Raw genomic sequence first — 13,545 nt, 5'->3', positions numbered from 1 at the left:
CCGGCGCCTCTCCCCCGATCCTCACCCCGGCGGTCATCGACCGGCAGCGGAATGAGAGCGTGACCTCGACCACCGAGGGGCGTGGTGCATGGAAGACTCGATCCCGGGCCCGGCCGCCACGAACGGCCGCCGGGGTCGCGACGCCGGGCAGCGGCGATAGTGGGATGGAGACGAAAAGTGCCGGGAGTGCGCAACCTGAACCAGGTCGAGGCCACCGAGCGGGCCCGTCTGCTCGATGTGGCCGGATACGACATCCGCCTGGACCTGTCGACCGCCGTGCAGGCCGAAGGACGGACGTTCCGGTCCGTGACGGAGATCCGGTTCCGCTGCGCCGAGCCGGGTGCCAGCACCTTCATCGAGGCCGCGGCCGAGTCGGTCCGGTCGGCCACCCTCAACGGGGCCCCGCTCGACCTCAGCGGCTGGTCGGCCGAGAAGGGTCTCGCACTGCCCGACCTGCAGGCCGAGAACACGCTGGTGGTGGACGCCGACTTCGGCTACTCCAGCAGCGGGCAGGGCCTGCACCGCACCGCCGACCCGGTGGACGGCGAGACCTACCTCTACAGCCAGTTCGAGACGGCGGACGCGCAGAAGGTCTTCGCCTGCTTCGACCAGCCCGACCTGAAGAGCGTCTACACCTGGCACGCCACCGTCCCCGACCACTGGCGCGTGGTGTCCAACATGCCGGTGGAGCGGGAGGAGCCGGCCGGTGAGGGGCTGAAGACGGTCCACTTCGTCGAGTCGGCCCGGATGAGCACCTACATCACCGCGCTCTGCGCCGGGCCGTACCACGAGGTGCGGGACAGCCACGACGGCATCGACCTGGGGGTCTTCTGCCGCGCCTCGATGGCCCCGCACCTGGATTCGGACGACCTCTTCCTGATCACCAAGCAGGGCTTCGACTTCTTCCACGAGAAGTTCGGCGTGCGCTACCCGCTGCCCAAGTACGACCAGCTCTGGGTGCCGAACTTCAACGCCGGCGCGATGGAGAACTTCGGCTGCGTCACGCACGCCGAGTCGCACTACATCTTCCGCTCCCAGGTCACCGACTTCGAGTACGAGCAGCGGGCCAACACGATCCTGCACGAGCTGGCCCACATGTGGTTCGGTGACCTGGTCACCATGCGCTGGTGGAACGACCTGTGGCTGAACGAGTCGTTCGCCGAGTGGGCCAGCCACTGGTGCAACACCAACGCCACCCGGTTCACCGACGCGTGGACGACCTTCCTGTCCATCCGGAAGAACTGGGGCTACCGGCAGGATCAGCTCTCCTCCACCCACCCGGTCTACTGCGAGATGCCGGACCTGGAGGCGGTCGAGGTCAACTTCGACGGCATCACGTACGCCAAGGGCGCGAGCGTGCTCAAGCAGCTCGTCGCGTACGTGGGCGAGGAGCCGTTCCTGGCCGGCCTGCGGGCCTACTTCGGCAAGCACGCCTGGGGCAACGCCACCTTCGACGACCTGCTCTCCGAGCTGGAGGCGGCCTCCGGCCGGGAGCTGCGCAAGTTCGCCGCCCAGTGGCTGGAGACGGCGCAGGTCAACACGCTGCGCCCCGAGGTGAGCATCGACGCGGACGGCAACTATCAGCGGGTGGTGGTGCGCCAGGAGGCGCCGGCCGGACACCCGACGTTGCGTACCCACCGGATCGGGGTCGGCCTCTACGACCTGGCCGACGGGCGGCTCAGCCGCCGGGAGCGGGTCGAGGTGGACGTCACCGGGGACGCCACCGAGCTGTCCGCGCTGCACGGCAAGCGGGCCGCCGACGTGCTGCTGCTCAACGACGACGACCTGACGTACGCCAAGCTGCGGCTGGACGAGCGTTCGATGGCCACCGTGGTGCAGCACATCGCCGGCCTCGACTCGTCGCTGTCCCGGGCGCTGTGCTGGGCCGCCGCCTGGGACATGACCCGCGACGCCGAGCTGGCCGGCCGGGACTACGTGGCCCTGGTGCTGGCCGGGCTGCCCGCCGAGACCGACATCAACCTGGTCACGGCCACCGTGCGGCAGGCGGCCACCACGCTCGCCGTCTACGTCGATCCGGCGTGGGCGCCGACCGGCTGGGCCGAGCTGGCCCGGACTGCCAGGACCGCGCTGGCCGCGGCCGAGCCGGGCAGCGGCTTCCAGCTCGCCTGGGCCCGCGCGTACGCCTCGGCGGCCCGCTCGGCCGAGGACCTCGCCACGCTGCGCGGCTGGCTGAACGGCGGAGATGTGCCCGCCGGGCTGACCGTCGACACCGAGCTGCGCTGGTCGGTGCTCCAGTCGCTGGTGGCCAACGGCGCGGCCGGGGCCGCCGAGATCGACGCCGAGCTGGCGAACGACCGGACCACCAGCGGCGAGCGGGAGGCCGCGTACGCCCGGGCGCTGATCCCCACCGCCGAGAACAAGGCCGCCGTCTGGGCCGAGCTGACCGGCCCGGAGCAGTTGCCGAACTGGCGGCAGCGGGCGCTGCTGCAGGGCTTCAGCCACCCGACGCAGGTGGAGCTGGTCGCGCCGTACCGCGACCGGTACTTCGCCGCGGCCGGCGACGTCTGGGCCAGCCGGGACAGCGAGCCGGCGCAGGAGTTCGCGCTGCTGGCCTACCCGTCCTACCTGGTCGAGGAGGACACGGTCGCGGCCACCGACGCCTTCCTGGCCGCCGAGGGCCACCCGGCGTCGCTGCGCCGGCTGGTCGCCGAGGGCCGCGACGGCGTGGTCCGCGCGCTGAAGGCCCGCGCCAGGGACGCGCGGAGCGCCTGACGATCCGGAGTACGCGGCCCGGGGGTCGGCGTGGGCAGTGGCCCGCGTCGGCCCCCGGGCCGTTATCGTGACCGGAGGAGGTGGACGTGATGGCACAGCCGACCCACGAGTGGCGCCCACCGGAGCGTGCCTGGCGGGAGCAGGACCTCTTCGACCTGCCAGAGGACGGGAACCGCTACGAGATCATCGACGGGAGCCTGCACGTGACCCCACCTGCCGGGCCGGATCATCACGAGCTGGCCGATGACATCCGGATGTCGCTACGGCAGGCAGCTCCGGCAGGCTGGCGGGTGATCCGCGAGATCGGTGTCCGGATTCCGGACGGAAATCTGATCCCGGACATCACCGTCGTGCGGCCGGAGGCCCCCCGGGGCCGGCTGTGGACCGACGCCGCCGACGTCGCTCTCGTGGTCGAGGTCGAGTCGCCGAACAGCCGCCGGCAGGACCGGTTCACCAAGCCCGCCCTCTACGCCGAGGCCGGCATCACGCACTACTGGCGGGTGGAGCGGGGCGACTTCGGGCCGGTGGTGTACCGGCACCAGCTGGTCAAGGGCATCCACTACGACCTGCTCGGCACGGTCGGGCCGGACGACCCGGTCGAGGTGAGCGAGCCGTGGCCGATGCGGCTCGAGCCGAGCGACTGGCCCCGCTGACCCGGAGGACAGCCGGAAAGCCCGGCCCGCGGGAGTCGCGGACCGGGCTTCCTCGTAGGCGCAGGAGCGGGCTCAGCCCTTGCCGGCGTGGCTGGCGAGCTGGTCGAGGCCGTTGATGATGCCGCCGGCCAGGTCGCCGCCGCCGAAGGCGGCCACCATGCTCAGCGCGGCCAGCTTGGCGTACGTGTCGGGGATGCGCTTGCGCGCGTACTTCCCGGTGATGATCTCCAGCCGCCGCTGGTTCGGGGAGACCGCGAGGAGCACGGACTTGTCCGGCTCGGCGAGCTGCCGGTGCAGCCGCTCGGCGTGCTCCCGGATCGGCTCGTCCAGGCCGCCCACGTAGACCGAGAAGACCAGCCCCGTGCCCTGGTCGGCCAGGCGCAGGGCCTCATCGATCCGCAGCAGCTGGCGGGTCGAGAACGGCCCGTCCAGCACCTGGGGCGGGGTGCCCGTGCCCGCCTCGGGCTGCATCTCACCAACGGTCACTTGCGCCTCCGGTTCCACCGGCCGGCGCCTCGACACCGGCCTGCTCCTGCTTGCGGCTGGTCAGCGCGGGCGCTTGCGCCCCCGCGGCCAGGGCGGTGCCGGCCGAGTCGGCCAGCTGCTCCGGGCGGCCCAGGAACCAGACCGGAGTGAAGTCGAACCGCCGGCCCGGCCGGTAGCGCTTGGCGGGGCCGCCACTGCCGCGGTTGCCGGCGAAGACCAGCCCGACGATCACCAACATGATGGCCGCCGGGATGCCGACGAAGATCAGCGACGTCTCGGTAACAGACAATCCCAACGCCCCCAGGCGGAAGAGAGACCAGGAATTTCCGGGTCGGGTGGACGATCATGACATCGGCCGCCCGACTCCGCTTGTATTCACGTTAGCGGAGCCGACCGCTCGCCAGATTGCGGGGTGCTGATCCCACCCGTCACTCGCGTGCTCGACCTGCGCGGCGACGGCGAGCAGCCGCGCGTCCTCGCCGTACCGGCCGGTGAGCAGGGCGCCGACCGGCAGCCCGGCGGCGGTGCGGCCGACCGGCAGGGACACGGACGGTTCGCCCGTGAGGTTGAAGATGGCGCAGTACGGCGAGAACCGGCGTTGCCGGTCGAAGTCGCCGGCCGGGTCACCCTCCGCGAACCAGCCGACCGGAGCCTGCGGGGCGGCCAGCGTCGGGCAGAGCAGCAGGTCGCATCCGGCGGTGCGGCGTGCGCCGAGGCGTACCTGGTTCTGCAGCTCGCCGAGGGTGGCCATCAGCGTGGCCGCGCCCACCGCCGCGCCCCGGGCGCGCAGGTAGCGGGTCAGCGGCAGCAGCTCGCGCTCCCGTTCCGGCGGCACCGGGGCCAGCGCCAGGACGTACCAGACGGTCTCGAAGAGCGGCCAGGCGCGCGGCCCGAGCGGCGGATCCACCTCGACCACCTCGTGACCGGCGGCGGTGAGCAGCGCGGCGGCCCGGTCCACGGCGGCGACGCAGTCCGGATGGACCGGCGTGTCGGCCAGCATCGGCGCGGTGAACCGGCCGATCCGCAGGCGGCCGGGCGCGGCGGCGCGGGCCGCCGCCAGGTGGCCGCCGGCGGGCGCGGCGGGCGGCAGGTACGGCTCGCCGGGCACCGGTTGCGCGAGCACGTCCAGCAGCGCGGCGACGTCGGCGACGGTCCGCCCGATCGGGCCGTTGGTGGGCAGGCCGAACGCCCCGAAGCCGAGCGGCCCGCCGGAGACCAGGCCCCGGCTGGGTTTGTAGCCGACCAGGCCGCACAGCGACGCGGGGATGCGCAGCGAACCGCCGCCGTCGGAGCCCTGGGCCACCGGCACCAGGCCGGCCGCCACCGCGGCCGCCGCGCCGCCACTGGAGCCACCCGCCGTGTACGCCAGGTCCCACGGGTTGCGGGCCGGCGGCGCGACCAGCCCCTCGGAGTAGAGCGAACAGCCCAGCTCGGAGGTGGTGGTCTTGCCGAGGCTGACCAGGCCGGCGGCGGCCATGAACCGGACCACGTCGGCGTCGACCGGCGGCACGAAGTCGGCGAACGCCGCCGAGCCGAAGGTGGTGCGCACGCCCGCGGTCAGCGTCAGGTCCTTGAGCGCGGTCGGTACGCCGTGCAGCGGGCCGCGCTGCGCCACCGGGGCCGCGTCGGCCGCCCGGGCGGCGGCGCGCGCCCGCTCGGGGGTGACGGTGACGAACGCGCCCACCGTGTCGCCGAGCGCGTCGACGCGGCGCAGGTGGTGCTCGACCAGCTCCACGCTCGACAGCTCGCCCCCGGCGATCGCGGCGGCCTGCTCCAGCGCGGTCAGGTCGTGCGGCTCGGCCATGGGGACATCCTGCCCCGTCGGGCCGGCCCACGCCCGACCCGACACAGCTCAGGACAGGGTTCCGGGCGGGGCCACCCACTCGGACCGGGGACCGCCGACCTCCGCCAGCAGATCGAAGTCCCGGTCGTAGTGCAGGACGGTGGCGGAGTATTCGGCGGCTACCGCCGCGACCGTGAGGCCGGTGGGACTGGCCGCCCGGTGATGTCCCGGGGCGGTCAGTGCCAGTTGCAGGTCCCGGGCGCGAGTGGAGACGGCAGCGGTGACCGGAAGCTCGACCATCACCTGGGCGCGGCGGGCGCGGATCGCCATGGCATCGCGGAAGTCGCGTGCGCTGCGACCATCCTCAAGGTCGAGCGGTAGGCATGTCGCCGCCAAGCCTTCCTCCAGGACGGCGGTCAACCGCTTCGCCACCAAGGGCAACCGCAGCCGCGCCCATGCCGAGGTGTCGATCAGGTACAGGCCGGGGGCAACGTTCACGCGGCGTCCTTCTCGCTGTCGGGCACCTTGTCGTCGTCGACGATGCCCGTCCAGTCACGCTCGATCGACAGGAGTTCCCGGATCGCCTCCATCCGCTCGCCCCGCTCGGCGACCAACCGCAACGCGGCGTGAACGGTGTCCTTCTTGCTCTTCGTCCCCAGCTCACGCCGGGCTCGTTCGAGCAGTTCGTCGTCAAGGTCGATAACAGTCTTCACGCCAGCAGTGTATATGAAACCGAGACCTCTATATATCGACTCTGCCGAGGAAGCGCAGGGCGTTGCCGCCGAGCAGCGCGGCCCGCTGGGCGTCGGTGAGGAAGTCGGACCGGTGCACGACCTGCCCCACCGGCCGCTCGCCCAGCGGGTACGGGTAGTCGCTGCCGAGCAGCACCCGGTCCGCGCCCATGGTCTCCACCAGCAGCCGCAGCGCGGCCGGCGCGAAGACCACCGAGTCGACGCTGAACCGGTCGACGTACCCGCTGGGCGGGGCGGTGGAGGCGCCGCGGACCAGGTCGCCCCGGCGGTGCCAGGCATTGTCCGCGCGGCCCAGCCAGAACGGGAAGCTGCCGCCGCCGTGCGCGAAGCAGATCCGCAGCGTCTCCGGCACCCGGTCGAACACCCCGCCGAGGATCAGCGCCAGCACCGACAGGTGGGTCTCGGCGGGCATCCCGGTCAGCCAGCGGGCCATCCAGCGGTCCAGCCGGGGGCCGCCCGGCATGTCCCACGGGTGCACGAAGACCGGCGCGCCGACCTGCGCGCAGTGGGTCAGGAACTGCACGATGCCGGCGTCGTCGAGATCCCGGTCACCGACGTGGTTGCCGATCTCCACGCCGGCGTGCCCGGCGGCGAGGCTGCGGTCCAACTCGGCGCAGGCCGCGTCCGGGTCCTGCAACGGCACCTGGCAGAACGGCACCAGCCGGTCGCCGCCGGCGGCGGTGACCTCCAGGGTCAGGTCGTTGAAGATCCGGGCCACCTTGACGGCCTGGTCGGCCGGGCGGTCGTAGCTGAAGAAGACCGGCGTGGGCGAGACGACCTGCACGTCGACGCCGTCGGCGGCCATGTCGGCCAGCCGGGTGTCCGCGTCCCAGCACGGCGCGCCGACCGGGCGGAACTCCGTCTCCCCCACCATGATCATGGCGGCGCGCTCGGAGTCGATCCGCAGCCAGGGCCAGCCGGACCCGCCGCAGGCCGCGTCCAGGTCCGGCCACCCCTTCGGTACGACGTGCGTGTGCACGTCGACCACCGGCGCTCGCCCGGGCGCGCGGGTCGGGTCCGGCTCGGCCATCAGCCCTTGCCCGGGTGCAGCGCGCCGCAGTTGCCGCAGGTGCGCGCCTTCTCGTCGGCGTAGAACGCCTGGAACACCGGGGGCAGGTCGGCGGCGATGTCACGGACCTGCAACTCCACCTCGTGCACCTTGTGGTGACACTGCGGGCAGTACCACTGGAACTTCTCCAGGGTGCCCTGCTCGCGGACCCGCTCGATCACCATCCCGATCGAGCCGGCCTCCGGGCGCTGCGGCGAGTGCGGGGTGTTGCGCGGCAGCATCCACATCTGCCCCTCCCGCACGTGCACCGTACGCGGCCCCTCGGGAAGCATCAGATCGACGTGCATGTTGCCCTTGACCTGGTAGAAGAACTCCTCGTACGGGTCGACGTGGAAGTCGGTGCGCTGGTTCGGCCCGCCCACCACCATGACGATGAAGTCGTCACTGCCCGGCAGCATCTCCTTGTTGCCCACCGGCGGCTTGAGCAGGTGCTGGTTCTCCCCGATCCAGCCGGAGAAGCTGAACGGCTCGGCGATCTCACTCACGATGACCCTCCCGACGGAAGTAGCGCCACGGCCTGCATCTCGATCAGCAGGTGCGGATGCGGAAGCTGGTGCACCGCCACCGTCGTCCGGGTCGGCCCGGTGGCGTCGAAGAACTCCGCCCACACCTCGTTGTATCCACCGAAATCATTCATGCTGACCAGGTACGACGTCACCTGCACCAGATCGGTCAGCTCGGCGCCGACCGAGCGGAGCAGGTCCCGGATGTTCTCCACCACGGCCCGGGTCTGCGCCCGGATGTCCAGGTCGGTGGTGCCGAACTCGTCGACCGTCACGCCGGCGAAGGTGTTGTCCGGCCGGCGTGCCGACGTACCCGACACGAAGACGAAGCCGCCCGCGACCTTGACGTGCGGAAAGGCACCGCGCGGCACGGCCTTCCCGGCCACGACGCGCGCGGTCATCCGGCGGCCTTGAGGGAGGCGGTGCCGAGCTTCTCCACGACGGCCCGGACGTGCGCGCCCGGCCGCAGCGGCACGGCGGCGGTGGCCGCGCCGGCGAGGAAGACCCAGCCCTTGCGCAACCGGACGCCGTGCCGGCCGGCGAGCCGGATGCCCTCGTCCAGCGCGCGGCGCGGGTCGCCGAGGATCGCCGCCGTCGAGCCGACCTGCGCCACCCGGCCGTCGATCTCCAGCAGCACGCCGAGGTTGTCCAGCCCGTCCGGCACCGGGGACCAGGGCCCCACGACGAACGCCGCCGCCGAGGTGTTGTCGGCGATCACGTCCGGCAGGGAGAAGGTGAAGTTGGCGTACCGGGAGTCGATCAGCTCGATCGCCGGGGCGACCGCGCGGACGGCCCGGGTGAAGGAGCCGACCGGCTCGCCCGGGTCGGGCAGCCGGTCCAGCAGGAACGCCACCTCCGGCTCCACCCGGGGGTGGATGAAGTCGGCGACGTCCACGGTGCCCCCGTCGGGCACCCGCATCACGTCGGTGAGCCGGCCCCAGATCACCTCGTCCACCCCGACCTGGGCCATCTTGGCCTTGCTGGTCAGCCCCATCTTCAGCCCGACCAGCCGCTCGCCGCGGTCGAGGCGGCGCTGGAGCAGGGCGGCCTGCACCGCGTACGCGGTGTCCACGTCGAGGCCGGTCTCGGCGGCCAGTTGCGGGATCGCGGTGGCGGTGTCGGCCGCCGCCCCCAGCTTGTCGGCGATCCCCGCGACGTCCGGCCCGATCATGAGAGCTTCTCCTTACCGGCGGCGAGGTCCAGTGCCACGTCCACGATCATGTCCTCCTGGCCGCCGACCATCCGGCGCCGGCCCAGCTCCACCAGGATCGACCGGACGTCCACCCCGTACTTCGCCGAGGCCCGCTCGGCGTGCCGCAGAAAGCTGGAGTAGACACCCGCGTACCCGAGGGAGAGCGTCTCCCGGTCCACCTGGACCGGCCGGTCCTGGAGCGGACGGACGACGTCGTCGGCGGCATCCATCAGCGCGAAGACGTCGCAGCCGTGCTTCCAGCCGTGCAGTTCGGCGACCGCGACGAAGACCTCCAGCGGGGCGTTGCCCGCGCCCGCGCCCATGCCGGCCAGCGAGGCGTCCACCCGGACGGTCCGGCCGTGCGGGGCGTCCGGACCGGCCGGCCCGGCGCCGAGGACCCGGCCGTGCTCGACCGCCAGCACGCTGTTCGCCACGCCGAGCGACAGGTTGTGGTGCGCGTGGATGCCGATCTGTGTCTCCGGTTCGAGCACCTGCCGGTACGCGTCGACCCGCTGCGCCACGTCGGACATCAGCAGCCGGCCGCCGGAGTCGGTGACGTAGACGCAGTGCGCGCCGTACGACTCCATCAGCTTGGCCTGGGCGGCCAGCCCGGCCGGGTCGTTCAGGTGCGACATCATCAGGAACCCGGAGACGTCCATGCCGTGCTCCCGGGCCCAGGAGATGTGCTGCGCGGAGATGTCCGCCTCGGTGCAGTGGGTGGCGATCCGCACGCTGGTCACCCCGAGCGCCTTCGCCGCCTTCAGGTCGGCGATGGTGCCGATGCCGGGCAGCAGCAGGGTGGTGAGCTTCGCGCCGGTCAGCACCTCGGCGGCGGCGGAGATCCAGTCCGCGTCGCGGGCCGCGCCGTGGCCGTAGTTGACGCTGGACCCGGCCAGGCCGTCGCCGTGCGCCACCTCGATCGCGGCCACCCCGGCCGCGTCCAGCACGGCGGCGATGGTCCGCACCTGGTCCACCGTGTACCGGTGCGCGATGGCGTGCATGCCGTCCCGCAGCGTCACGTCCTGGATATACAGGTCGGTCATGCCGGGACTCCCTTCGCCCGCAGGGCCACCAGCCGCTCCGCGGTACGCAGCGCGGCCGAGGTCATGATGTCCAGGTTCCCGGCGTACGCGGGCAGGTAGTGCCCGGCGCCGGAAACCTCCAGGAAGACCGAGACCTGGAGCCCGGTGAAGTGCCGGCCGAGCACCGGCGCGTACGTGTCCACCCGGTCGAACTGCACGTCCTGCTTGAGCCGGTAGCCGGGCACGTACTCCTGCACCGCCCGCACCATGTCGGCGACGGAGGCGGCGATCGCGGCCCGGTCGGCGTCGGCGTCCGGGCAGAGGCAGTAGACGGTGTCCCGCATCAGCAGCGGCGGGTCGGCCGGGTTCAGCACGATGATGGCCTTGCCGCGCTCGGCGCCGCCGACCACCTCGATGGCCCGGGCGGTGGTCTCGGTGAACTCGTCGATGTTGGCCCGGGTGCCCGGCCCCGCCGACTTCGAGGCGATCGAGGCGACGATCTCCCCGTACGCGACCGGGGTGACCCGGCCGACCGCGTGCACGATCGGCACGGTGGCCTGCCCGCCGCAGGTCACCATGTTGACGTTCGGCTGGTGCAGGTGTTCGTCGAGGTTGACCGGGGGCACCACGTACGGGCCGATCGCCGCCGGGGTCAGGTCGACCACGGTGCGACCGTGCGCCCGCAGCACCGCGTCGTGCCGCCGGTGCGCGCCGGCCGAGGTGGCGTCGAAGACCAGCTCGACGTCGGCGAACTCCGGCATCGCCACCAGGCCGTCCACGCCCTCGGCGGTGGTGGCCACGCCGAGCCGGCGGGCCCGGGCCAGGCCGTCGGAGGCCGGGTCGATCCCGGCCATCGCCACCATCCGCAGGCTCGCCGGGGAGCGCGAGGAACGCAGCGAAGCGGAGTCCCGCAGTCGCGACCCATCAGCAGCACTGCTCAACCGCAGTACCTTGATCATCAGGTCGGTGCCGATGTTGCCCGACCCCAGCACCGCCACCCCGACTGTCATCGCGTCTCCTCGATCGCAGAGAAACAGGTCCGGACCGAGCCGAGCCCGGAGATCCGCGCCTCGTACGCGGCGCCCGGGGTGACCGGCACCATCGGGCCGAGCGCGCCGGAGAGCACCACGTCCCCGGCGCGCAGCGGGTCGCCGGCCCGGGCCATGGTGCCGGCCAGCCATTCCAGGGCGTGCAGTGGGTTGCCGAGGCAGGCCGCCCCGGCGCCGACCGACACCGGCTCCCCGGCGTGTTCGAGCACCATGCCGGCCAGCCGCAGGTCCACGTCGGCGAGCCGGCGGGGCGTGGTGCCCAGCACGAAGAGCCCACTGGAGGCGTTGTCGGCCACCGTGTCCACGATGGAGATGTCCCAGCCGGCGATCCGTGAGTCGACGATCTCGATGGCCGGCAGCACGTGGTCCACCGCGCGGATCAGGTCGACGCCGGTGACCCGTTCGTCGGGCAGGTCGGCGCCGAGCACGAAGGCGACCTCCGCCTCCACCCGGGGCTGGAGCAACCGGCTCATCGGCACCTCGACCCCGTCGCCGACCGACATGTCGTCGAAGAGCACCCCGAAGTCGGGCTGGAAGACGCCGAAGCTCTCCTGCACCGCCCGCGAGGTCAGGCCGACCTTCGCGCCCACCCGCCGGTGCCCCTTGCCGAGCCGCTGCCGGGTGTAGACCTGCTGCACCTGGTACGCGGCCTCGATGTCGCCCTCCGGCAGCAGCCGGCCCCGCAGGGGCGGGCACGGCTTCTCATCCTGCCGGGCGACGGCCAGTTCCCGGTTCGCGGCCTCGATGTCGACTGTGGTCATCCCCGCTCCTCGCTTCGCTCGCTGACGACCCCGTGCATTCTGCCCGGAACGTGCGCTCATGTGAGGTCCACGCAGACGTTGGTCAGCTCGGAGTAGAAGTCGAGCGAGTGCACGCCGCCCTCCCGGCCGACGCCGGAGGCCTTCACCCCGCCGAACGGGGTGCGCAGGTCGCGGAGGAACCAGGTGTTCACCCAGACGATGCCGGCGTCCAGCCGGGCGCCGGCCCGGTGCGCCCGGCCCACGTCCCGGGTCCAGACCGTCGCCGCCAGGCCGTAGTCGGTGCCGTTGGCCAGCGCGTACGCCTCGTCCTCGTCGTCGAACGGGGCGACGTGCACCACCGGGCCGAAGATCTCCTCCCGGTTGGTCCGGGCGTCCGGCCCGAGCCCGGTCAGCACGGTCGGCCGCACGTACGCGCCACCGTCCCGGGCGTCGCCGAAGTGCGGCACCCCGCCCCCGGTCAGCACCTCGGCGCCCTCGGCCCGGGCCAGCTCGTAGTGGCCGAGCACCTTGTCCCGGTGGGGGTGCGAGATCAGCGGCATGTTGACCGTCGCCTCGTCGGCCGGCCAGCCGTACGCCAACTCCCCCGCCCGCTTCGCCAGCCGGGCGGTGAACTCCTCGAACACCGGGCGCTGCACGTAGATCCGCTCGGTGCAGAGGCAGACCTGGCCGCCGTTGGTGAAGCTGGACCGGACCGAGCCGGCGACCGCGGCGTCCAGGTCGGCGTCGGCGAAGACCAGGCCGGCGTTCTTGCCGCCCAGCTCGAAGCTGACCGCCTTCACCCCGTCCGCGGCGGCCCGCATGATGGCGCTGCCGGTGGCGGACTCGCCGGTGAAGGTGATCGCGTCCACGCCCGGGTGCCGGGTGAGGAACTCGCCGGCCGAGTCCGGGCCGAAGCCGTGCACCAGGTTGAACACGCCGTCGGGCACGCCGGCCGCGGCCATCACCTCGGCCAGCAGGGTGGCCGACGCCGGGGTCTCCTCGCTGGGCTTCACCACCACCGCGTTGCCGCAGGCCAGCGCCGGGGCGACCTTCCAGGTCAGGAGCAGCAGCGGCAGGTTCCACGGCACGATCACCGCGACCACGCCGACCGGCTTGCGGACCGCGTAGTTCAACGCCCGGCCGCCGGTCGGGGTGACCGTGGTGAACGACTCGGTGGGCGCGGTCGCCACGATCTCGGCGAACGCCCGGAAGTTGGCCGCGCCGCGCGGGATGTCCAGCGTACGGGCCTGGGAGATGGCCTTGCCGGTGTCCGCCACCTCGGCGGCGACCAGGTCGTCGAAGCGCCGTTCCAGCTCGTCGGCGATCCGGCGCAGCACCTCGGCGCGTTCCCGCTCACCCGTCCGGCCCCACGGCCCGCGCAGCGCCGTCCGTGCCGCGGCCACCGCGTCGTCCACCGTGGACCGGCCCGCCTCGACCACCTCGAAGACCGGCTCGCCGGTGACCGGGCTGCGCTTGGTGAACCGGGAGCCGGCGTCGACGAACTCCCCGCCGACGAAGTTGCGCAGCAGGACCGGCCCGTCCGGCGCGGTCCCGGCCATCAGC

General features: G+C 72.8%; 15 protein-coding genes. 2 read left to right on the top strand and 13 right to left on the bottom strand.

From position 1 onward, the window contains the following. The first annotated feature begins 186 nt into the window (after window positions 1-186). Both pepN and AB0H57_RS23315 read left to right on the top strand, forming a co-directional pair. Window positions 187-2,733 (top strand): aminopeptidase N, encoded by a 2,547-nt coding sequence (gene pepN, locus AB0H57_RS23320; RefSeq protein WP_357509723.1) that lies wholly within the window; start codon window positions 187-189, stop codon window positions 2,731-2,733. Window positions 2,734-2,822: 89 nt separating this feature from the next. After that, window positions 2,823-3,386, top strand: a complete 564-nt coding sequence (locus tag AB0H57_RS23315; RefSeq protein WP_357509721.1) for a Uma2 family endonuclease — start codon at window positions 2,823-2,825, stop codon at window positions 3,384-3,386. Window positions 3,387-3,458: 72 nt separating this feature from the next. On the opposite strand, the gene AB0H57_RS23310 is transcribed toward AB0H57_RS23315, so the two are convergent. From AB0H57_RS23310 to AB0H57_RS23250, 13 genes are all read right to left on the bottom strand, one after another. After that, window positions 3,459-3,872, bottom strand: a complete 414-nt coding sequence (locus tag AB0H57_RS23310; protein WP_357509719.1) for a DUF5130 family protein — start codon at window positions 3,870-3,872, stop codon at window positions 3,459-3,461. After that, window positions 3,859-4,110 carry a hypothetical protein gene (locus AB0H57_RS23305; protein ID WP_357509773.1) on the bottom strand — a complete coding sequence of 84 codons (252 nt, stop codon included), beginning with the start codon at window positions 4,108-4,110 and terminating at the stop codon, window positions 3,859-3,861. The genes AB0H57_RS23310 and AB0H57_RS23305 overlap by 14 nt, the downstream gene beginning before the upstream one ends. Window positions 4,111-4,215: 105 nt before the next feature. Next, the gene (locus AB0H57_RS23300) at window positions 4,216-5,676 is read right to left on the bottom strand and encodes an amidase (protein WP_357509717.1); all 1,461 of its coding nucleotides are present in this window, start codon (window positions 5,674-5,676) and stop codon (window positions 4,216-4,218) included. A gap of 48 nt (window positions 5,677-5,724) precedes the next feature. Next, window positions 5,725-6,153, bottom strand: coding sequence for a hypothetical protein (locus AB0H57_RS23295; RefSeq protein ID WP_357509715.1), 429 nt, complete (start codon window positions 6,151-6,153; stop codon window positions 5,725-5,727). Next, complete coding sequence (locus AB0H57_RS23290; RefSeq protein ID WP_357509713.1) at window positions 6,150-6,368, bottom strand: type II toxin-antitoxin system VapB family antitoxin; 219 nt, start codon at window positions 6,366-6,368, stop codon at window positions 6,150-6,152. The genes AB0H57_RS23295 and AB0H57_RS23290 overlap by 4 nt, the downstream gene beginning before the upstream one ends. 28 nt (window positions 6,369-6,396) lie before the next feature. Next, window positions 6,397-7,437 (bottom strand): amidohydrolase family protein, encoded by a 1,041-nt coding sequence (locus AB0H57_RS23285; protein ID WP_357509712.1) that lies wholly within the window; start codon window positions 7,435-7,437, stop codon window positions 6,397-6,399. After that, the gene (locus AB0H57_RS23280; protein ID WP_357509710.1) at window positions 7,437-7,961 is read right to left on the bottom strand and encodes a 3-hydroxyanthranilate 3,4-dioxygenase; all 525 of its coding nucleotides are present in this window, start codon (window positions 7,959-7,961) and stop codon (window positions 7,437-7,439) included. Before AB0H57_RS23280 ends, AB0H57_RS23285 begins: the two co-directional genes overlap by 1 nt. Beyond that, a complete protein-coding gene (locus tag AB0H57_RS23275) occupies window positions 7,958-8,380 on the bottom strand; it encodes a RidA family protein (RefSeq protein ID WP_357509708.1) in 423 nt (140 codons plus the stop codon). Before AB0H57_RS23275 ends, AB0H57_RS23280 begins: the two co-directional genes overlap by 4 nt. Beyond that, window positions 8,377-9,150, bottom strand: a complete 774-nt coding sequence (locus AB0H57_RS23270) for a 4-oxalocrotonate decarboxylase (protein WP_357509706.1) — start codon at window positions 9,148-9,150, stop codon at window positions 8,377-8,379. The genes AB0H57_RS23275 and AB0H57_RS23270 overlap by 4 nt, the downstream gene beginning before the upstream one ends. After that, window positions 9,147-10,214, bottom strand: coding sequence for a 4-hydroxy-2-oxovalerate aldolase (gene dmpG, locus AB0H57_RS23265; protein WP_357509704.1), 1,068 nt, complete (start codon window positions 10,212-10,214; stop codon window positions 9,147-9,149). The genes AB0H57_RS23270 and dmpG overlap by 4 nt, the downstream gene beginning before the upstream one ends. Next, window positions 10,211-11,203, bottom strand: coding sequence for an acetaldehyde dehydrogenase (acetylating) (locus AB0H57_RS23260; RefSeq protein ID WP_357509702.1), 993 nt, complete (start codon window positions 11,201-11,203; stop codon window positions 10,211-10,213). The genes dmpG and AB0H57_RS23260 overlap by 4 nt, the downstream gene beginning before the upstream one ends. Then, on the bottom strand, window positions 11,200-12,003 hold the full coding sequence (locus tag AB0H57_RS23255; protein ID WP_357509700.1) for a fumarylacetoacetate hydrolase family protein: 804 nt from the start codon (window positions 12,001-12,003) through the stop codon (window positions 11,200-11,202). The genes AB0H57_RS23260 and AB0H57_RS23255 overlap by 4 nt, the downstream gene beginning before the upstream one ends. A gap of 56 nt (window positions 12,004-12,059) precedes the next feature. Further along, window positions 12,060-13,541: a 2-hydroxymuconic semialdehyde dehydrogenase gene (locus tag AB0H57_RS23250; protein ID WP_357509771.1), complete on the bottom strand. Its 1,482-nt coding sequence runs from the start codon at window positions 13,539-13,541 to the stop codon at window positions 12,060-12,062. Between the last annotated feature and the right edge of the window lie 4 nt (window positions 13,542-13,545).

Source organism: Micromonospora sp. NPDC050686 (genome assembly GCF_040654475.1).
Taxonomy (GTDB): domain Bacteria; phylum Actinomycetota; class Actinomycetes; order Mycobacteriales; family Micromonosporaceae; genus Micromonospora.
This window is presented reverse-complemented; position numbering and strand designations above follow the sequence as displayed.

Coding starts and splice junctions, on each gene's coding strand:
- AB0H57_RS23260 (WP_357509702.1), bottom strand. CDS start 11,203: ATGACAGTCGGGGTGGCGGTGCTGGGGTCGGGCAACATCGGCACCGAC.
- AB0H57_RS23275 (WP_357509708.1), bottom strand. CDS start 8,380: ATGACCGCGCGCGTCGTGGCCGGGAAGGCCGTGCCGCGCGGTGCCTTT.
- AB0H57_RS23285 (WP_357509712.1), bottom strand. CDS start 7,437: ATGGCCGAGCCGGACCCGACCCGCGCGCCCGGGCGAGCGCCGGTGGTC.
- AB0H57_RS23255 (WP_357509700.1), bottom strand. CDS start 12,003: ATGACCACAGTCGACATCGAGGCCGCGAACCGGGAACTGGCCGTCGCC.
- AB0H57_RS23315 (WP_357509721.1), top strand. CDS start 2,823: ATGGCACAGCCGACCCACGAGTGGCGCCCACCGGAGCGTGCCTGGCGG.
- AB0H57_RS23300 (WP_357509717.1), bottom strand. CDS start 5,676: ATGGCCGAGCCGCACGACCTGACCGCGCTGGAGCAGGCCGCCGCGATC.
- AB0H57_RS23250 (WP_357509771.1), bottom strand. CDS start 13,541: ATGGCCGGGACCGCGCCGGACGGGCCGGTCCTGCTGCGCAACTTCGTC.
- AB0H57_RS23270 (WP_357509706.1), bottom strand. CDS start 9,150: ATGATCGGGCCGGACGTCGCGGGGATCGCCGACAAGCTGGGGGCGGCG.
- dmpG (WP_357509704.1), bottom strand. CDS start 10,214: ATGACCGACCTGTATATCCAGGACGTGACGCTGCGGGACGGCATGCAC.
- AB0H57_RS23305 (WP_357509773.1), bottom strand. CDS start 4,110: ATGTTGGTGATCGTCGGGCTGGTCTTCGCCGGCAACCGCGGCAGTGGC.